Genomic DNA, 16858 nt, shown 5'->3' with positions numbered 1-16858 from the left:
TATGTTATTGCCAAAACGCGTTAAATATCGTCGTGTACATCGTGGCAAAATGCGTGGTCAATCAAAAGGCGGCACTAAAGTAACATTTGGGGAATTTGGTTTACAAGCATTAGATGCTAGCTGGATCACTAACCGCCAAATTGAAGCTGCACGTATTGCTATGACTCGTTATACAAAACGTGGCGGTCAAGTTTGGATTAATATCTTCCCACACAAACCATACACTAAAAAGCCTCTTGAAGTACGTATGGGTTCAGGGAAAGGTGCTCCTGAAGGTTGGGTAGCCGTAGTAAAACCAGGTAGAGTTATGTTTGAAATCGGTGGCGTTTCAGAGGAAGTTGCTCGTGAAGCACTTCGTTTAGCAGCACATAAATTACCTGTTAAATGTAAGATTGTTAAACGTGAAGAAATTGGTGGTGAATCTAATGAAAGCTAATGAAATCCGTGAACTTACAACTGCAGAAATAGAAGTAAAAGTAAAATCACTGAAAGAAGAGCTTTTCAACCTTCGCTTCCAATTGGCGACTGGTCAATTAGAAAACACAGCTCGCATTCGTGAAGTACGCAAAGCGATTGCGCGAATGAAAACTGTGATTCGCGAAAGAGAAATCAGTGCACATAACTGATAAAGAGGAGGTTTGCAAGCATGACTGAGCGTAACCAACGCAAAGTTTACACAGGTCGCGTAGTTTCTGACAAAATGGACAAAACAATCACTGTTTTAGTTGAAACTTACAAGAAGCATACGCTTTATGGTAAACGTGTAAAATACTCTAAAAAATTCAAAGCGCATGATGAAAACAACGTAGCTAAAGTTGGAGATATCGTACGCATCATGGAAACTCGTCCGCTATCAGCTACTAAACGCTTCCGTTTAGTTGAAGTTGTAGAAAAAGCGGTTATTATCTAATATATTTCGGAATATACATCCGAAGGGAGGTAACCTAAGTGATTCAACAAGAAACTCGTTTGAAAGTTGCCGACAACTCAGGTGCAAAAGAAGTACTAACTATTAAAGTACTTGGTGGTTCTGGACGTAAAACAGCTAATATCGGTGATGTTATTGTATGTTCAGTTAAGAAAGCAACACCAGGAGGCGTTGTCAAGAAGGGCGAAGTAGTTAAAGCTGTTATCGTTCGTACGAAAAGCGGTGTTCGTCGTAAAGACGGTACTTATATCAAATTTGATGAAAACGCATGTGTAATCATTCGTGATGATAAATCACCACGCGGAACACGTATTTTCGGACCAGTAGCACGTGAATTACGTGATAATAACTTTATGAAAATTGTTTCATTAGCTCCGGAAGTTCTTTAATTACATGACAGTGCCAATCAAGGAGGTGCGACAGAATGCATGTTAAAAAAGGCGACAAAGTAGTGGTTATTACAGGTAAAGATAAAGGAAAAACAGGCGTGATTTTAGCTGCTTTTCCTAAAAAAGACCGTGTAATAGTTGAAGGTGTTAACATCGTAAAAAAACATGTGAAACCTAACCAACTTAATCCACAAGGTGGGATTGTCAGCCAAGAGGCAGCAATTCACGTTTCGAACGTAATGCTAATCGATCCTAAATCTGGCGAGCCGACTCGCGTAGGTTATAAAGTAGAAGATGGCAAAAAAGTTCGTGTAGCAAAAAAATCAGGTGCAGTAATCGATAAATAAGTTTAAAAGAGAAGGGAGGTACAAACATGAACCGCCTAAAAGAAAAATATGAAAATGAAGTTTCTAAAGCTCTTATGAGTAAATTTGGATATACTTCAACAATGCAAGTACCAAAAGTTGAAAAAATCGTTGTCAACATGGGTGTCGGTGATGCAGTTCAAAACTCAAAAGTTCTTGATGCTGCTGTTGAAGAATTAACACTAATTACTGGTCAAAAACCAGTTGTTACTAAAGCTAAAAAATCAATTGCAGGCTTCCGTCTTCGTGAAGGCATGCCAATCGGTGCAAAAGTTACATTACGTGGTGAACGTATGTATGACTTCTTGGACAAATTAATTTCTATTTCTCTTCCACGTGTACGTGACTTCCATGGGATTTCTAAAAAAGCATTTGATGGTCGCGGCAATTATACTCTTGGAGTGAAAGAACAATTAATCTTCCCTGAAATCGACTATGATAAAGTTTCAAAAGTACGCGGTATGGATATCGTTATCGTTACTACTGCGAACTCAGATGAAGAAGCTCGCGAGTTGTTAACACAATTCGGTATGCCATTCCAAAAATAATATAGGGAGGCGAGAACGTGGCTAAAAAATCAATGATCATTAAACAACAACGTGGTGCAAAGTATAAAGTTCAAGAATATACTCGTTGTGAACGCTGTGGCCGTCCACACTCTGTATACCGCAAATTTAAACTTTGCCGTATTTGTTTCCGTGAACTTGCTTACAAGGGACAAATTCCTGGCGTTAAAAAAGCCAGCTGGTAATCCCCTAATTTGGGAAGGAGGTAAATTGTAATGACTATGACAGATCCAATTGCAGATATGCTTACACGCATTCGTAATGCGAACATGGTCCGTCACGAAAAATTAGAGCTTCCAGCTTCTAATATTAAAAAAGAAATCGCTGAAATCCTTAAGCGTGAAGGTTTCGTTCGTGACGTTGAATATGTTGAAGATGACAAACAAGGTATTATCCGTATCTTCTTAAAATACGGTCAAAATAATGAACGTGTTATTACAGGCTTAAAACGTATTTCTAAACCAGGTCTACGTGTTTATGCAAAAACTGATGAAGTGCCTAGAGTGTTGAACGGTCTAGGTATCGCTTTAGTATCAACTTCACAAGGTTTATTAACAGATAAAGAAGCTCGCGCTAAAAAAGTTGGCGGCGAAGTTCTAGCATACGTTTGGTAATTAGCAACAAAGGAATGGAGGTGCAACATTAAATGTCTCGTATAGGTAAAAAGCCAATCGAGGTACCTGCAGGTGTTACTGTATCAGTTGATGCTGAGAACGTAGCAACTGTAAAAGGACCAAAAGGCGAATTAGTTCGTGCTTTTAGCAAAGATATCAAAATCGAACAAGAAGGTAATGTGATCACTTTATCACGTCCTTCTGAATCTAAAGAACACCGTACAATTCATGGTACAACTCGTGCTTTACTTGCTAACATGGTTACAGGTGTTTCTGAAGGATTCGCTAAATCTTTAGAATTAGTTGGGGTTGGTTATCGTGCTCAATTACAAGGTAAAAAACTTGTATTGAACGTTGGTTACTCTCACCCAGTAGAATTCACACCAGAAGAAGATTTAGAATTTGAAGTACCTTCTAACACTAAAGTAGTCGTTAAAGGTATCTCTAAAGAAAAAGTTGGAGCTCTTGCTTCAAACATTCGTGACGTACGTCCGCCAGAACCATATAAAGGTAAAGGGATTCGTTATGAAGGCGAATATGTTCGCCGTAAAGAAGGTAAAACAGGTAAATAATGCTGCTTAAGCGTTAGAAAGGAGTGAACCTTTGTGATTACGAAACAAGATAAAAATCAAGTTCGTAAAAAACGTCATGCTCGCGTACGTGCTAAAATTTCAGGTACTACACAACGTCCACGTTTAAATGTATACCGTTCAAATAAACACATTTACGCTCAAATCATTGACGATACTCAAGGCGTAACACTTGCTTCAGCTTCAACTATGGATAAAGATTTTGAAGGTGCTGCAAGCAATGTGGAAGCTGCAACAAAAATTGGTGAAACAATCGCTAAACGTGCTGCAGAAAAAAATATCAAAGCTGTTGTATTTGACCGTGGTGGTTATTTATATCATGGACGTGTAAAAGCTTTGGCTGAAGCTGCTCGCGAAAACGGTTTAGAATTTTAATAAGAAGGAGGTATACTTTTCATGGGTCTTAATATTGACGCAAACAATCTAGAACTTGAAGAACGCGTTGTTACAATTAACCGTGTTGCCAAAGTTGTAAAAGGTGGACGTCGTTTCCGCTTTACTGCATTAGTTGTAGTTGGAGATCGTAATGGTCATGTAGGTTTTGGTACTGGTAAAGCACAAGAAGTACCTGATGCTATTCGTAAAGCTGTAGAAGATGCTAAGAAAAACCTTATTGAAGTTCCACGTGTTGGTGGTACTACACCTCACTTAGTAATTGGTAACTTTGGTGCAGGTCATATCATGGTCAAACCTGCTGCTCCTGGTACAGGTGTTATCGCTGGTGGTCCAGTACGTGCCGTACTTGAACTTGCTGGTATTACTGATATTCTATCTAAATCTTTAGGTTCAAACACACCGATCAACATGGTACGTGCAACTATTAAAGGTTTATCTGAATTAAAACAAGCTGAAGAAGTTGCAAAACTTCGTGGTAAATCAGTAGAAGAACTATTAGGTTAAGGGAGGGAAATAACATGTCAAATAAACTAGAAATTACCCTCACTAAAAGTTTAATTGGTGCTAAACCAGCTCAACGTAAAACAATTGAAGCACTAGGTTTACGTAAAATGCATCAAACTGTTGAACATGCTGACAACGAAGCTATTCGCGGTGCGATTACTAAAGTTGCTCACTTAGTAACAGTTACTGAAAAATAATCTTAAATTTAAATACAAGGAGGTGCCATCTAATGAAACTTCATGAGTTAGAACCAGCAGCTGGTTCACGCAAAGAACGTAACCGTGTTGGTCGTGGTATTGCAACTGGTAATGGTAAAACTTCAGGTAGAGGACAAAAAGGTCAAAAATCACGTTCAGGCGGCGGCGTACGCCCTGGATTTGAAGGTGGTCAAAACCCAATTTTTCGTCGTTTACCAAAACGCGGATTCACTAACATTAATCGCAAGGAATACGCTATCGTAAATCTTGATGCATTAAATCGTTTTGAAGAAGGCACAGAAGTTACACCAGCTTTACTTATTGAAACTGGTGTTGTGGGTAAAGAAAAAGCCGGCATTAAAGTTCTTGGTAACGGAACTCTTGATAAAAAGCTTACAGTCAAAGCTCATAAATTCTCTACATCTGCAAAAGAAGCAATTGAAAATGTCGGCGGAAACATTGAGGTGATTTAATGTTTCGAACAATCTCTAACTTTATGAGCGTGAGAGATATAAGAAATAAAATCATTTTCACCCTTTTGATGTTGGTGGTTTTCCGTATAGGGTCGTTCATTCCAGTACCAAATGTAGATGCTGAAGTATTACAACAAACGGATCAATACAGCTTGGTTGGTTTCTTGAATACTTTTGGCGGTGGAGCACTTAAAAACTTCTCTATTTTTGCGATGGGGATTATGCCTTATATTACGGCATCAATTATTGTTCAACTGTTACAAATGGATGTTGTCAAAAAGTTCACCGAGTGGTCAAAACAAGGTGAAGTTGGTCGTAAAAAACTTGCCCAATTTACTCGTTATTTTGCAATTCTCCTTGCATTTATTCAATCAATCGCTATGTCTTACGGTTTTAACCGTATGTACAGCGGTTCATTGATTAAAGAAGAAGGAGTAATGACGTATTTAACAATTGCGATCGTGTTAACTGCAGGTACAGCATTCTTATTATGGCTAGGCGAACAGATTACAGAAAAAGGTGTTGGAAATGGTATTTCCATTGTCATCTTCGCTGGGATCGTAGCTGCATTACCTAATACAGTGAACCAAATTTATGCTCAACAATTTGAAAATGCTGGTGACCAATTGTTCATCAACATTATTACGCTTGTCTTGATTGCATTAGCAGCTCTTGCCATTGTAGTCGGAGTTATTTATGTTCAACAAGCGAATCGTAAAATTCCGATTCAATATGCGAAGGGTTCTGGTGCTCAACGTGGAGCTCAACAATCGCATCTTCCATTGAAAGTCAACTCTGCAGGGGTTATTCCAGTAATCTTTGCTGTTGCATTTCTCGTAACACCGAGAACAATTGCTACTTTCTTCGAAGACAATAAAGTAACACAATTTATTGAAAGAACGTTTGATTATTCTCAACCAGTTGGGATGATTTTATATGTAGCGCTAATTGTAGCGTTTACGTATTTTTATGCGTTTGTTCAAGTTAATCCAGAAAAAGTTTCTGATAATCTGAAGAAACAAGGTGCTTATATTCCAGGTATTCGACCAGGTAAAAGTACACAAGATTATTTAACAACTGTTTTATATCGCTTAACATTTGTAGGAGCTATTTTCTTGGCAGTAGTGGCAGTTCTTCCAATCTTGTTTATCAATATTGCCAATCTACCATCTTCTGCACAGATTGGTGGTACTAGTTTGTTGATCGTTGTCAGTGTTGCACTAGAAACGATGAAACAATTAGAATCACAACTTGTAAAACGTCACTACAAAGGTTTTATGAAATAAAGGTTGGTTTTTTGGAACGTTAATCGTTCCTAAAAACCTTCATACTAATATTGGGGGCAGTCCGTATGAATATCGTTTTAATGGGTTTGCCTGGTGCTGGTAAAGGTACCCAAGCAGACAAAATTGTTGAGAAGTACGATATCCCTCATATTTCTACAGGCGATATGTTCCGTGCAGCTATTAAAAATGGCACGGAATTAGGGCTTAAAGCGAAATCGTTTATGGATCAAGGTGCTTTAGTACCAGATGAAGTAACGATTGGAATTGTTCGTGAACGTTTAAGCCAACCTGATTGTGATCAAGGCTTCCTACTGGATGGCTTTCCACGTACTACTGTTCAAGCTGAGGCTTTAGATAATATTCTAGCGGATCTTGGTAAAAAAGTAGAACATGTGATTAACATCGAAGTAGAAAAAGAAGAATTGATTAAACGTTTAACAGGTCGTCGTATCTGTAAAGTATGTGGCTCTTCCTATCATCTAGTTTTCAACCCTCCTAAAGAGGAAGGAAAATGTGATAAAGATAGAGGAGAACTTTATCAAAGAGCAGACGATAATCCAGAAACAGTTACGAATCGTCTAGAAGTAAATATCAAGCAATCTCAACCATTACTTGATTTTTATCGTAAGAAAAATGTTTTAACGAATATTAATGGTCAGCAAGATATAGATGATGTATTTGCTGATGTTGATGCTCTATTGAAAGGCAACCGCAATTAATACCCGAGATTAAGGACGCAGATGTCTGCAACCGCGGGAGTATGCGGTAGCATAGCGAAAATTCATTTTCGAGAGCTGCAAAAGCATATTGTACCCGGTCTATGCACTGATGAATAGTTTGTATCTTGTGGATGCCATATATATCCTTGATGCATTCTTTATTCTGAAAGGGTATAATGGATTTCGTGGAAAAGTATCTGTGTAAACGGTAAGCGGGTATACAGGATCTCATCCAGGGTAGCCGGGGAGCGTGTGAGAATCAGGTAAACCCTGCACTTATATCTTGGTTCGAGAAGCGAAGCCTGATGAGCGTCTTTCGAACATCTCTCATACAAACCAAACATATGTTGAGAAGTAGCATAACTTGCAGCAAATTCCGAACGAATTTGGCGATAGTTCTTGAATTGCATATAGAAGGGAGACAGGGTCGATGGCGAAAGACGATGTAATTGAAATCGAAGGCACAGTCATTGAAACTTTGCCAAACGCGATGTTTAAGGTAGAATTAGAAAATGGTCATACAGTTCTTGCACATGTATCAGGCAAAATCCGTATGCACTTTATTCGCATTTTACCTGGGGATAAAGTAACCATTGAGTTATCTCCATATGACTTAACTCGCGGTCGTATCACATACCGTTTTAAATAATCTTTTGCACTCCGGACCACTAAGGAGGTTAGGTTAGATGAAAGTGAGACCATCTGTGAAACCGATCTGTGAAAAATGCAAAGTTATTCGCAGACGCGGTAAAGTAATGGTAATCTGTGAAAATCCTAAACACAAACAAAAACAAGGATAATTTTCAAGGAGGTGTAAATTATACATGGCACGTATTGCTGGTGTTGACATTCCACGCGAAAAACGCGTTGTAGTTTCATTAACATACATTTTCGGTATCGGTAACACAACTGCTAAACAAATTCTTGCAGACGCAGGTGTTTCAGAAGATACTCGTGTTCGTGATTTAACAGAAGACGAACAAAACAAAATCCGTGAACAAGTTGACAAATACAAAGTAGAAGGTGACTTACGTCGCGAAACTTCTCTTAACATTAAACGCTTAATGGAAATCGGTTCTTACCGAGGTATTCGTCATCGTCGCGGTTTACCAGTACGCGGACAACATTCTAAAAACAACGCACGTACTCGTAAAGGTCCTCGTAAAACTGTAGCTAATAAGAAAAAATAGTAGGTAAAGGAGGTTTATTCTAAACATGGCACGTAAACAACAAGCTCGTAAACGTCGTGTGAAAAAAAATATCGAATCTGGTATTGCACACATTCGTTCTACATTTAATAACACAATTGTAACCATCACTGACATGCAAGGTAATGCTGTTTCTTGGTCTTCAGCTGGTGCACTAGGTTTCAAAGGTTCACGTAAATCTACACCATTCGCTGCACAAATGGCTGCTGAAACGGCTGCTAAAGCGTCTTTAGAACATGGTTTAAAAACTTTAGAAGTAACTGTTAAAGGTCCTGGTGCAGGTCGTGAAGCTGCTATCCGTGCGCTTCAAGCTGCAGGTTTAGAAGTTACAGCTATTAAAGATGTAACACCAGTTCCTCATAATGGTTGCCGCCCACCAAAACGTCGTCGTGTATAATAGTTGCAACTCTCTTATGTATTGAGTACACTTTTTATACATGAATAGAATATATAGTTTGAATGATTAATGAATGATTTGATTGACATTCGATTTAAATGGAAATAATACCATATATTCGATGTTTTGAAGGAGGGTAAATTGAATGATCGAAATTGAAAAACCAAAGATTGAAACCGTAGAGATCAGCGATGATTTAAAATACGGCAAGTTTGTTGTAGAACCACTTGAACGTGGGTATGGAACTACTTTGGGTAATTCACTACGTCGTATCCTTCTGTCTTCTTTACCAGGAGCTGCTGTAACCTCAATTCAAATTGACGGCGTACTACACGAATTCTCTACTGTTGAAGGCGTTGTAGAAGATGTTGCATCAATTATTTTGAACATTAAAAAGCTAGCTTTAAAAATTTACTCTGACGAAGAAAAAGTCATTGAAATTGATTTTAAAGGTGACGGAGTTGTAACTGCTGCAGATATTACGCATGACAGTGACGTAGAAGTATTAAATCCAGATCTATACATTGCAACTGTTGCTAATAATGGTCATCTCCGTATGCGTATGTATGCGCAACGTGGACGTGGATACACTCCAGCTGATCAAAACAAACGTGAGGATCTTCCTATCGGCGTGATCCCGATCGACTCTATTTACACTCCAGTTTCACGCGTCAACTACACTGTTGAAAATACTCGTGTTGGACAATCTTCTGACTACGATAAACTTTCACTTGATGTGTGGACAGATGGCAGCATCGGTCCAAAAGAGGCGATTTCGCTCGGAGCTAAGATTTTAACCGAGCACTTAAATATCTTCGTGGGTTTAACAGATGAAGCAAAAACTGCTGAAATCATGGTTGAAAAAGAAGAAGATCAAAAAGAAAAAGTTTTAGAGATGACGATCGAAGAACTAGATCTTTCTGTTCGTTCTTACAACTGTCTAAAACGTGCTGGCATCAATACGGTTCTCGAACTTGCTAACAAGTCAGAAGACGATATGATGAAAGTTCGTAATTTAGGACGTAAATCATTAGAAGAAGTAAAAGCGAAGTTAGAAGAGCTTGGTTTAGGATTACGAGAAGAAGACTAAGCGACTTTAAAAATATGTAAGATCAGTAATTGAACAAAGGAGGGAAACATCCATGGGTTACAGAAAACTTGGACGTACAAGTTCTCAACGCAAAGCTTTGTTACGTGATTTAGCAACAGACCTAATCATTAACGAGCGTATTGAAACAACAGAAACTCGTGCGAAAGAATTGCGCTCAGTAGTTGAAAAAATGATTACTTTAGGTAAACGCGGTGACTTACACGCTCGTCGTCAAGCTGCTGCATTTATCCGTCGTGAAGTAGCAACTTCAACTGATGCTGAAGGTAATGAATCAACAGTTTTTGCACTTCAAAAATTGTTTGATGATGTAGCACCACGCTACACTGACCGTCAAGGCGGTTATACTCGCATTATGAAATTAGGATCTCGCCGTGGTGACGGTGCACCTGTAGTTGTAATTGAATTAGTTTAATTATAACAATGCGAGGGAGGGTGTACTTGTTCACTATAATTGAACTTACACCCTCTTTTTTAAAAATAAAGATTTATACGACAAATTGAAAAGCTGAGCGTTATGATGAGCGGACATCATTAGTGCTGTCTCGTTTAGCTCTACGCACCTCATTCACGTTTAAGGTATGAGCGACCTTAGAACGGGAGATATCTAATTAGCGCATTTCTCTGAGTGGGGTGCGCGCTTTTTTATTTTATCCCGCATTAACGGGCAGTAAAAATCCCACATCCAGACAAAGTAAAACAGTGGATAATAAGGGATATACTACTGTAAAAGCCTGACTGGTTCACGAATACCCAATGAGAGGTAAAGAAATCTTGCTGGGTGAAGTTTTATTTTATTTTGATAGCAGCCTAATTCGACTTTTGCCATTATGGACAAAGTCGTCTTTTTTTACCAAAAGCTATTTTCAACTAGTAATCATACATAAAACAGTGTAAGTTATAAAAGAGCAGAGCTTAGAACAGTCTAGCGAGAGGAGTTAAAACGCATGCATGAAATTTTATCACTAAATCATGTGACTTTCACATATGCGCCTGAAGAACCCACGGTAAAGAAAGCAGTAGAAGATGTTTCTTTCCATGTGGAAGAAGGTGAATGGATTGCCATTGTAGGTCATAATGGTTCAGGCAAATCAACAATTGCTCGTCTTATTAGTGGTCTGCTTTTTCCACAGAGTGGTACTGTAAATGTTTTAGGACAAACATTAAGTGAAGAAAATTTATGGAAATCTCGTTCTCAGATAGGAATGGTTTTTCAAAATCCCGACAATCAATTTGTAGGTGCTACAGTTCAAGATGATGTAGCGTTTGCTTTAGAAAATAATGGTGTACCTTATGAAGATATGGTCGAACGCGTTCATGAAGCGTTAAAACAAGTTAAAATGGACGACTTTTTAAATCATGAACCCCAACACTTATCGGGGGGACAAAAGCAACGTGTCGCTATAGCAGGTGCACTTGCACTACGACCACGGTTGCTTATTTTGGATGAGGCAACCTCAATGCTTGATCCACAAGGACGTCAAGAAGTCCTTGCGGTTGTGAGAGATTTACGTAAAAAAACAGGATTAACTGTATTATCGATCACACATGATTTAGAAGAAGCAGTTATGGCTGATCGGTTATTATTTATGAATGGTGGGAAAAAGTATGCTGAAGGTACCCCATCGGAGATTTTTGCTTTAGGTGACCAATTAATTGAACTTGGATTGGACTTACCCTTTGCCATGAAGCTTACAAAACTTTTACAAGCGGAAAGTGTGCAGCTTCAAGGTGAAAACATGACAGAGGAACAGTTGGTGAATGATTTATGGACATCGAACTTCAAAAAGTAAGCTTTGCCTATGCACCAGGTACGCCCTTTGAGAAAAGAGCATTATTTGATGTAGATTTGGCTATTCCTTCAGATAGCTATCAAGCCATCATTGGGCATACTGGTTCAGGCAAATCAACGATATTACAACATTTAAACGCATTGCTAAAACCAACAGAAGGATCAGTGCGAATTGGAGATAGAACGATTCATGCCGGAAAAAAAGAGAATGATCTACGACCGGTGCGTCAAAAAGTAGGAATCGTCTTTCAATTTCCTGAACATCAATTGTTCGAGGAAACGGTTTTAAAAGATATTATTTTTGGACCTATGAATTTTGGCGTATCAGAGGAAGAGGCTATTAATCGAGCCCATACATTAATAAAGTTAGTAGGGCTTCCAGAATCAGTTCTTGAGAAATCACCTTTTGATCTATCTGGTGGGCAAATGCGTCGAGTCGCCATTGCCGGTGTTTTAGCTATGGAACCTGAAGTTATCGTTTTAGATGAACCAACTGCTGGATTGGATCCGAGAGGTCGTACGGAAATTATGGAATTGTTCTATCAGTTACACAGGGAACGTCATTTAACGACAATTCTTGTTACACATAGTATGGAAGATGCAGCGCGCTATGCAGATCGCATTGCTATTATGCATGAAGGTCATTGTGTACTAACCGGTACGCCAGAGGAAATCTTTAGTAACGCAGAAGAATTAGAAAATTATCGTTTGGAATTACCCCATGTTGTACATTTCCAACATGAACTTGAGCAGAAAATAGGTCGTAAACTGCCAAAACTTTGTCTAACAGAAGAGGAATTAGCGAAGACGATTGCGCAATTATTACGAGAGGAGCGTGATGGTCAATGATGGATAAAATGATATTTGGTCGTTTTATACCTGGTGACTCATTTGTTCATAGATTGGATCCACGCTCCAAACTGATATTTGTTTTTGCATTTATTATTGTCGTCTTTTTGGCCAATAATACGCCAACATATATTGTCCTTTTGGCATTCACATTATTAGTCATTTTAATGTCTCGCATTAAATTATATTTTCTAATCAATGGATTAAAGCCTATTATCATTTTGATGGTATTTACTTTCTTATTGCATATCTTCTTTACAAAAGAGGGGCCATTGATTTTTGAATGGAAATTTATTCACATTTATGAGCAAGGTCTTAGACAAGGGATTTATATCTCTATTCGTTTCTTAGTATTGGTTTTTGTCACATCTATCTTAACTTTAACGACATCTCCTATTTCTATCACGGATGGAATGGAAGTGCTATTAGGTCCTCTTAAAAAATTTAAATTACCAGTACATGAACTGGCGTTGATGATGTCTATCTCCTTACGTTTTATCCCAACATTAATGGATGAGACCGATAAAATTATGAAGGCACAAATGGCAAGAGGCTCTGATATTACTACAGGTCCCATCAAAGATAGAATTAAGGCAGTTGTCCCATTATTAGTTCCCTTATTTGTGAGTGCATTTAAACGAGCAGAAGATCTAGCAACAGCTATGGAGGTTCGTGGCTATCGTGGCGGAGAAGGAAGAACTCGGTATCGTCAGTTAAAATGGAGTATAGAAGATACTGTAGCATTACTTTCTATTGTAGTGATAACGGCTATATTGGTGTATTTGCGTAGTTAAAAGTAATAGGAGCTATAACGATGAAGAGAAGAATGAAAGCGACCATCACCTATGATGGCACCAATTTTTCGGGATATCAAGTTCAACCAAAGCAAAGAACTGTTCAAGAGGAAATCGAGAAGGTACTAACGAAAATGCATAAGGGTGAGATCATCCATGTGACAGCAAGCGGTAGAACAGATGCAGGAGTTCATGCAACAGGACAAGTCATTCATTTTGATACTACGCTGTCGATTCCGCTTAATCGTTATGTGCGAGCATTAAACGTACAATTGCCTCAAGATATTCGTGTGCTAAAAGTGGAGGAAGTATCTAGTGATTTTCATGCTCGCTATAGTGCTCATGATAAACGATATCGTTATATTTGGGCATGTGAAGAAATTCAAAACCCTTTTAGACGTTTTTATACGACATTTACCAATGGCACGAAACCAGATGTTAAGGCAATGGAGGAAGCAGCACGTTATATTTTAGGAACGCATGATTTCTCATGTTTCTGTGCGGCACATACAAATGTAAAGGATAAAGTTCGTACAGTAACTGCCTTAACTTTTGAGTGGCATCAAGAGGAACTGCATATGGTCATTGAAGGGAACGGCTTTTTATATAATATGGTGCGTATTATTGCTGGCACACTTTGGGAAATAGGGATTGGTAAACGTAATTCTTATGAAATGGCCGAAATCATAGCCTCTATGGATAGAGGAAGAGCTGGTAAAACTGCGCCAGCTCAAGGTTTGTATCTTGAAAACGTACATTATGAAATTTGAAGCAACATGTCCAGGTGTTTTTCTTGAAATACTTGACTTACATTGCTATTTGTTGTAAGATGACATATGGTATTTTCATTACCCCACGAGATAAGCCCCGAATCTTACTTTTGAGGATAAAGAAAACAATTGGAACAAAGTTAATAGAAACAATTTAAAAATTGTAGGAGGATACTAAAAATGCGTACAACATTCTTGGCTAAAGGTCACGAAGTAGAACGTAAATGGTTGGTTGTAGACGCTGAAGGCCAAACTCTTGGTCGCTTAGCATCTGAAGTAGCTGCTCTTTTACGTGGTAAACATAAAGCAATCTATACACCAAACGTTGACACAGGTGATCACGTGATCATTATCAACGCTGACAAAATTGAGTTAACTGGTAATAAATTAAAAGGTAAAATTTACTATCGTCACACTCAATTTGCTGGTGGTTTAAAAACTCGCACAGCTGGCGAAATGAAAGAAAAATATCCAGTTCAAATGCTTGAATTGGCAGTTAAAGGCATGCTTCCTAAAAACACTTTAGGTCGTCAAATGTTCAACAAACTACACGTTTACACTGGTTCTGAACATCCACATGCAGCACAAAAACCAGAAGCTTATGAGCTTCGCGGATAATAATTAGAGGAGGATATAACCTTGGCACAAGTTCAATATATTGGTACAGGTCGTCGTAAAAGCTCAACTGCTCGCGTACGTTTAGTACCAGGTGAAGGCAAAATTGTTATTAACAACCGCGACGTTGAAAATTACGTCCCATTCGCATCTTTACGTGAAGTAATTAAACAACCACTAGTAGCAACTGAAACTCTAGGTAGCTATGACATTTACGTAAATGTAAACGGTGGTGGTTTTACAGGTCAAGCAGGCGCAATCCGTCACGGTATCGCTCGTGCATTACTAACTGTTGACCCTGATTTCCGTCCAGCTCTTAAATCAGCTGGTCTACTTACTCGTGACCCTCGTATGAAAGAACGTAAAAAATACGGTCTTAAAGGCGCTCGTCGTGCACCACAATTCTCAAAACGTTAATTCGACACTTTACACAAAGCCCTTCAACCCTTGCGGTTGTGGGGTTTTTCTATTTTTGCGTTCGTATAAAATAGTAAAAAATATCACACGTAATATACACATAATATACGAGCAATATACAAATTTATAGGGCAAATCGAGTGACATATTAAATCAAATCTATCGCTTTTAAAAGTTGTTCAATATCTTTATGTGTATAAACTTTGTCCGTAATATCTTTCGATGCGTGTCCCATAATTCTTTTAATAGATAGTTTATTTGCATCTGCATTGTCCATCAGTGTAGCGAATGTATGACGACAATCATGTGGTCTATGAGTCATTTCAAGTTGTCTAAAATGATTTGTTAGTATTTTATTTTTTCTCGCGCGAATCTTGAGCCACAGCACAAGATCGCACGAAAAAATAAAAACTCCAATTCTGTAGATAACTTAAAACTGTATTGAACTACGTTTAATAAACTTTTTATTATAATCTATCAGATTTTTATTTACTAAACTATAGTTTTTTTATTTCTTTCTATTACAGAAAAACTGATTAAAATAAAAAAGTAGTCATTGTCTCAAAAAATATATATATTCTTTTATGCAGTTCTGTTTTATTCTTGTAGTCTTCTTCACTAATCTCGGTTTTAGCTTGTTTTATTATATTTTTTAAGACCAATATTTATATATTGGATTACTTTTTTTCTATCTCTTCTTTGCGTTTTTTGGGTATGAAGAAAATAGTTCCAAATAACATTATTAATAATAAAATGTCGATTATATATCTAATTGTTTTTCCATCTTTGATGCTTTTATAAAGGTCTGGAAATACTAATCCTATTAATCCACCAATTATAAAAAATAATAAAATTTCCATTTTTTGTATCGTTCTCCTTTTTATATGTTAATATTTACATATATATACATATACATCTTTATATTAAATAATAACATAAGGAGATTTTATTGTGAAAAAAGTTATTAGTATAATCTTACCATTTATTTTAGTACTGACTTTTATATCGCCTTCTATTAGTCATGCTGCAGAGCCAAATATAAACAATTCTGAATTAGTAAAATTAACTGATTTAGAACCAACGATTGAGCCTGCATCTTCTGAAGAAAAAAACGAGACCTTAGAAGCTTGTTTAAGGCAAGAAGTGAAATTACAACAAACTGATGAAGAATTTAGTGGTGATATGTCCACTTATCAATTACCTGGAGACTTTACAAACTTATGTAAGGTCGTAGCAACAAAAAATATTAACAATGTGACCTATAATAATTATGAACAAAAGATACTTAAGTTCCTAATTGGTGGGGGAATAGGTGTAATTAATTACTTCACCAAGGGCGTAATTCAAAAATTTGTAACTGCAGGCGCATTTGCTGTATTTCCTTCCAAAGTTCCCAAATCAAAAGATACTTGGGTAACTACTCAACGTAGGGAATGTAAAGATTCTACTGGTATCCATACCTATTTAATTATTAAATATTACAAAGATTCAAAAAGAACTAATCAACTCTATGTTCAGTATAAAAAAGCTTAATTTATGATTGTGCAAAATTAACTTTCTAATAATTAATTATATAAATTCAAAAGTAGCAAATCCTAATGTATAAGGTTTTGCTACTTTTTTTATCACGTTACATTATATTTATCTTTTATTTTTGACTTACTAGGGCTAGTAATACCCTAGCAGGAAATACCGTTAAAAATTCTGTAAAGGCTTGTGTAAACTGGGTTACATGTAGTTTTAAATTTGCAAGTGACGTGCAAATTTTTATTTAAAAAAAGATATTAAAAAGTATTTTATCTGTATATACAAGTATATTTCTTTTGATCTATCATATGGTGGAACAGCAACAAACTTTTACCCTCATTGGTGAGGGGCTTA

The 16858-nt window shown here is 37.4% G+C and carries 30 protein-coding genes; 28 read left to right on the top strand and 2 right to left on the bottom strand.

The genetic code is table 11. The features are described 5' to 3' along the window. The first annotated feature begins 1 nt into the window (after position 1). The 27 genes from rplP (at position 2) to rpsI (ending at position 14977) form a co-directional block, all read left to right on the top strand. A complete protein-coding gene (gene rplP / locus FEZ13_RS17155) occupies positions 2-436 on the top strand; it encodes a 50S ribosomal protein L16 (RefSeq protein ID WP_146550556.1) in 435 nt (144 codons plus the stop codon). Further along, positions 426-626, top strand: coding sequence for a 50S ribosomal protein L29 (gene rpmC, locus FEZ13_RS17150; protein WP_146550557.1), 201 nt, complete (start codon positions 426-428; stop codon positions 624-626). The genes rplP and rpmC overlap by 11 nt, the downstream gene beginning before the upstream one ends. Before the next feature lie 20 nt (positions 627-646). Beyond that, positions 647-910: a 30S ribosomal protein S17 gene (gene rpsQ, locus FEZ13_RS17145; protein ID WP_146550558.1), complete on the top strand. Its 264-nt coding sequence runs from the start codon at positions 647-649 to the stop codon at positions 908-910. Between the two features lie 38 nt (positions 911-948). Next, positions 949-1317, top strand: coding sequence for a 50S ribosomal protein L14 (gene rplN, locus FEZ13_RS17140; RefSeq protein ID WP_146550559.1), 369 nt, complete (start codon positions 949-951; stop codon positions 1315-1317). A 35-nt stretch (positions 1318-1352) separates the two neighbouring features. Continuing rightward, positions 1353-1664: a 50S ribosomal protein L24 gene (rplX, locus tag FEZ13_RS17135; RefSeq protein ID WP_146553681.1), complete on the top strand. Its 312-nt coding sequence runs from the start codon at positions 1353-1355 to the stop codon at positions 1662-1664. A gap of 26 nt (positions 1665-1690) precedes the next feature. Beyond that, on the top strand, positions 1691-2230 hold the full coding sequence (rplE, locus tag FEZ13_RS17130) for a 50S ribosomal protein L5 (RefSeq protein ID WP_146550561.1): 540 nt from the start codon (positions 1691-1693) through the stop codon (positions 2228-2230). Between the two features lie 17 nt (positions 2231-2247). After that, the gene (locus FEZ13_RS17125; RefSeq protein ID WP_146550562.1) at positions 2248-2433 is read left to right on the top strand and encodes a type Z 30S ribosomal protein S14; all 186 of its coding nucleotides are present in this window, start codon (positions 2248-2250) and stop codon (positions 2431-2433) included. Positions 2434-2463: 30 nt separating this feature from the next. Beyond that, positions 2464-2862 carry a 30S ribosomal protein S8 gene (gene rpsH, locus FEZ13_RS17120; RefSeq protein ID WP_146553680.1) on the top strand — a complete coding sequence of 133 codons (399 nt, stop codon included), beginning with the start codon at positions 2464-2466 and terminating at the stop codon, positions 2860-2862. Positions 2863-2894: 32 nt separating this feature from the next. Further along, complete coding sequence (rplF, locus tag FEZ13_RS17115; protein WP_146553679.1) at positions 2895-3434, top strand: 50S ribosomal protein L6; 540 nt, start codon at positions 2895-2897, stop codon at positions 3432-3434. Positions 3435-3467: 33 nt separating this feature from the next. Then, positions 3468-3827 carry a 50S ribosomal protein L18 gene (gene rplR, locus FEZ13_RS17110; protein ID WP_146550564.1) on the top strand — a complete coding sequence of 120 codons (360 nt, stop codon included), beginning with the start codon at positions 3468-3470 and terminating at the stop codon, positions 3825-3827. A 21-nt stretch (positions 3828-3848) separates the two neighbouring features. After that, the gene (gene rpsE, locus FEZ13_RS17105) at positions 3849-4352 is read left to right on the top strand and encodes a 30S ribosomal protein S5 (protein WP_146550565.1); all 504 of its coding nucleotides are present in this window, start codon (positions 3849-3851) and stop codon (positions 4350-4352) included. Between the two features lie 14 nt (positions 4353-4366). Continuing rightward, positions 4367-4549, top strand: a complete 183-nt coding sequence (rpmD, locus tag FEZ13_RS17100; RefSeq protein ID WP_119415288.1) for a 50S ribosomal protein L30 — start codon at positions 4367-4369, stop codon at positions 4547-4549. Positions 4550-4581: 32 nt separating this feature from the next. Then, positions 4582-5022, top strand: coding sequence for a 50S ribosomal protein L15 (gene rplO / locus FEZ13_RS17095; protein ID WP_146550566.1), 441 nt, complete (start codon positions 4582-4584; stop codon positions 5020-5022). Continuing rightward, complete coding sequence (secY, locus tag FEZ13_RS17090; protein ID WP_146550567.1) at positions 5022-6308, top strand: preprotein translocase subunit SecY; 1287 nt, start codon at positions 5022-5024, stop codon at positions 6306-6308. The genes rplO and secY overlap by 1 nt, the downstream gene beginning before the upstream one ends. A gap of 65 nt (positions 6309-6373) precedes the next feature. Beyond that, complete coding sequence (locus FEZ13_RS17085; RefSeq protein ID WP_146553678.1) at positions 6374-7027, top strand: adenylate kinase; 654 nt, start codon at positions 6374-6376, stop codon at positions 7025-7027. A gap of 430 nt (positions 7028-7457) precedes the next feature. Beyond that, positions 7458-7676, top strand: coding sequence for a translation initiation factor IF-1 (infA, locus tag FEZ13_RS17080; protein ID WP_146550569.1), 219 nt, complete (start codon positions 7458-7460; stop codon positions 7674-7676). A gap of 37 nt (positions 7677-7713) precedes the next feature. Further along, positions 7714-7827 (top strand): 50S ribosomal protein L36, encoded by a 114-nt coding sequence (gene rpmJ / locus FEZ13_RS17075; protein WP_000868344.1) that lies wholly within the window; start codon positions 7714-7716, stop codon positions 7825-7827. A gap of 24 nt (positions 7828-7851) precedes the next feature. Further along, positions 7852-8217: a 30S ribosomal protein S13 gene (rpsM, locus tag FEZ13_RS17070; RefSeq protein WP_146550570.1), complete on the top strand. Its 366-nt coding sequence runs from the start codon at positions 7852-7854 to the stop codon at positions 8215-8217. Between the two features lie 25 nt (positions 8218-8242). Further along, a complete protein-coding gene (gene rpsK / locus FEZ13_RS17065; RefSeq protein WP_146550571.1) occupies positions 8243-8632 on the top strand; it encodes a 30S ribosomal protein S11 in 390 nt (129 codons plus the stop codon). A gap of 145 nt (positions 8633-8777) precedes the next feature. Then, entirely contained in the window at positions 8778-9722 is a 945-nt protein-coding gene (locus FEZ13_RS17060; RefSeq protein WP_146550572.1) for a DNA-directed RNA polymerase subunit alpha, read from the top strand. Between the two features lie 52 nt (positions 9723-9774). Continuing rightward, entirely contained in the window at positions 9775-10155 is a 381-nt protein-coding gene (rplQ, locus tag FEZ13_RS17055; RefSeq protein WP_146550573.1) for a 50S ribosomal protein L17, read from the top strand. A gap of 532 nt (positions 10156-10687) precedes the next feature. Beyond that, on the top strand, positions 10688-11533 hold the full coding sequence (locus tag FEZ13_RS17050; RefSeq protein WP_146553677.1) for an energy-coupling factor ABC transporter ATP-binding protein: 846 nt from the start codon (positions 10688-10690) through the stop codon (positions 11531-11533). Then, positions 11509-12381: an energy-coupling factor ABC transporter ATP-binding protein gene (locus FEZ13_RS17045; RefSeq protein WP_146553676.1), complete on the top strand. Its 873-nt coding sequence runs from the start codon at positions 11509-11511 to the stop codon at positions 12379-12381. The genes FEZ13_RS17050 and FEZ13_RS17045 overlap by 25 nt, the downstream gene beginning before the upstream one ends. Continuing rightward, positions 12378-13175 (top strand): energy-coupling factor transporter transmembrane component T family protein, encoded by a 798-nt coding sequence (locus FEZ13_RS17040; protein ID WP_146550576.1) that lies wholly within the window; start codon positions 12378-12380, stop codon positions 13173-13175. Before FEZ13_RS17045 ends, FEZ13_RS17040 begins: the two co-directional genes overlap by 4 nt. A gap of 20 nt (positions 13176-13195) precedes the next feature. Further along, a complete protein-coding gene (gene truA, locus FEZ13_RS17035; RefSeq protein ID WP_146553675.1) occupies positions 13196-13945 on the top strand; it encodes a tRNA pseudouridine(38-40) synthase TruA in 750 nt (249 codons plus the stop codon). Between the two features lie 180 nt (positions 13946-14125). Beyond that, on the top strand, positions 14126-14563 hold the full coding sequence (gene rplM / locus FEZ13_RS17030; RefSeq protein WP_146550578.1) for a 50S ribosomal protein L13: 438 nt from the start codon (positions 14126-14128) through the stop codon (positions 14561-14563). A gap of 21 nt (positions 14564-14584) precedes the next feature. Further along, complete coding sequence (rpsI, locus tag FEZ13_RS17025) at positions 14585-14977, top strand: 30S ribosomal protein S9 (protein WP_146550579.1); 393 nt, start codon at positions 14585-14587, stop codon at positions 14975-14977. Positions 14978-15125: 148 nt separating this feature from the next. Here rpsI and FEZ13_RS17020 read toward each other — a convergent pair whose 3' ends face one another. Beyond that, a complete protein-coding gene (locus FEZ13_RS17020; protein ID WP_146553674.1) occupies positions 15126-15299 on the bottom strand; it encodes a tyrosine-type recombinase/integrase in 174 nt (57 codons plus the stop codon). Between the two features lie 355 nt (positions 15300-15654). Then, a complete protein-coding gene (locus tag FEZ13_RS17015; protein ID WP_146553673.1) occupies positions 15655-15837 on the bottom strand; it encodes a hypothetical protein in 183 nt (60 codons plus the stop codon). A 91-nt stretch (positions 15838-15928) separates the two neighbouring features. On the opposite strand from FEZ13_RS17015, the gene FEZ13_RS17010 reads away from it, so the two are divergent. After that, on the top strand, positions 15929-16510 hold the full coding sequence (locus FEZ13_RS17010; protein ID WP_146553672.1) for a hypothetical protein: 582 nt from the start codon (positions 15929-15931) through the stop codon (positions 16508-16510). Positions 16511-16858: the final 348 nt, after the last annotated feature.

This window comes from Rummeliibacillus sp. SL167 (assembly GCF_007896505.1).
In the GTDB taxonomy this organism is placed as follows: Bacteria; Bacillota; Bacilli; order Bacillales_A; family Planococcaceae; genus Rummeliibacillus; species Rummeliibacillus suwonensis.
This window is presented reverse-complemented; position numbering and strand designations above follow the sequence as displayed.

Excerpts from the sequence above, each read along its gene's own strand:
- rplP (WP_146550556.1), top strand. The coding sequence starts at position 2 with ATGTTATTGCCAAAACGCGTTAAATATCGTCGTGTACATCGTGGCAAA.
- rpmC (WP_146550557.1), top strand. The coding sequence starts at position 426 with ATGAAAGCTAATGAAATCCGTGAACTTACAACTGCAGAAATAGAAGTA.
- rpsQ (WP_146550558.1), top strand. The coding sequence starts at position 647 with ATGACTGAGCGTAACCAACGCAAAGTTTACACAGGTCGCGTAGTTTCT.
- rplX (WP_146553681.1), top strand. The coding sequence starts at position 1,353 with ATGCATGTTAAAAAAGGCGACAAAGTAGTGGTTATTACAGGTAAAGAT.
- rplE (WP_146550561.1), top strand. The coding sequence starts at position 1,691 with ATGAACCGCCTAAAAGAAAAATATGAAAATGAAGTTTCTAAAGCTCTT.
- rpsH (WP_146553680.1), top strand. The coding sequence starts at position 2,464 with ATGACTATGACAGATCCAATTGCAGATATGCTTACACGCATTCGTAAT.
- rplF (WP_146553679.1), top strand. The coding sequence starts at position 2,895 with ATGTCTCGTATAGGTAAAAAGCCAATCGAGGTACCTGCAGGTGTTACT.
- rpsE (WP_146550565.1), top strand. The coding sequence starts at position 3,849 with ATGGGTCTTAATATTGACGCAAACAATCTAGAACTTGAAGAACGCGTT.
- rpmD (WP_119415288.1), top strand. The coding sequence starts at position 4,367 with ATGTCAAATAAACTAGAAATTACCCTCACTAAAAGTTTAATTGGTGCT.
- rplO (WP_146550566.1), top strand. The coding sequence starts at position 4,582 with ATGAAACTTCATGAGTTAGAACCAGCAGCTGGTTCACGCAAAGAACGT.
- secY (WP_146550567.1), top strand. The coding sequence starts at position 5,022 with ATGTTTCGAACAATCTCTAACTTTATGAGCGTGAGAGATATAAGAAAT.
- FEZ13_RS17085 (WP_146553678.1), top strand. The coding sequence starts at position 6,374 with ATGAATATCGTTTTAATGGGTTTGCCTGGTGCTGGTAAAGGTACCCAA.
- infA (WP_146550569.1), top strand. The coding sequence starts at position 7,458 with ATGGCGAAAGACGATGTAATTGAAATCGAAGGCACAGTCATTGAAACT.
- rpmJ (WP_000868344.1), top strand. The coding sequence starts at position 7,714 with ATGAAAGTGAGACCATCTGTGAAACCGATCTGTGAAAAATGCAAAGTT.
- rpsM (WP_146550570.1), top strand. The coding sequence starts at position 7,852 with ATGGCACGTATTGCTGGTGTTGACATTCCACGCGAAAAACGCGTTGTA.
- rpsK (WP_146550571.1), top strand. The coding sequence starts at position 8,243 with ATGGCACGTAAACAACAAGCTCGTAAACGTCGTGTGAAAAAAAATATC.
- FEZ13_RS17060 (WP_146550572.1), top strand. The coding sequence starts at position 8,778 with ATGATCGAAATTGAAAAACCAAAGATTGAAACCGTAGAGATCAGCGAT.
- rplQ (WP_146550573.1), top strand. The coding sequence starts at position 9,775 with ATGGGTTACAGAAAACTTGGACGTACAAGTTCTCAACGCAAAGCTTTG.
- FEZ13_RS17050 (WP_146553677.1), top strand. The coding sequence starts at position 10,688 with ATGCATGAAATTTTATCACTAAATCATGTGACTTTCACATATGCGCCT.
- FEZ13_RS17045 (WP_146553676.1), top strand. The coding sequence starts at position 11,509 with ATGGACATCGAACTTCAAAAAGTAAGCTTTGCCTATGCACCAGGTACG.
- FEZ13_RS17040 (WP_146550576.1), top strand. The coding sequence starts at position 12,378 with ATGATGGATAAAATGATATTTGGTCGTTTTATACCTGGTGACTCATTT.
- truA (WP_146553675.1), top strand. The coding sequence starts at position 13,196 with ATGAAGAGAAGAATGAAAGCGACCATCACCTATGATGGCACCAATTTT.
- rplM (WP_146550578.1), top strand. The coding sequence starts at position 14,126 with ATGCGTACAACATTCTTGGCTAAAGGTCACGAAGTAGAACGTAAATGG.
- FEZ13_RS17020 (WP_146553674.1), bottom strand. The coding sequence starts at position 15,299 with ATGACTCATAGACCACATGATTGTCGTCATACATTCGCTACACTGATG.
- FEZ13_RS17015 (WP_146553673.1), bottom strand. The coding sequence starts at position 15,837 with ATGGAAATTTTATTATTTTTTATAATTGGTGGATTAATAGGATTAGTA.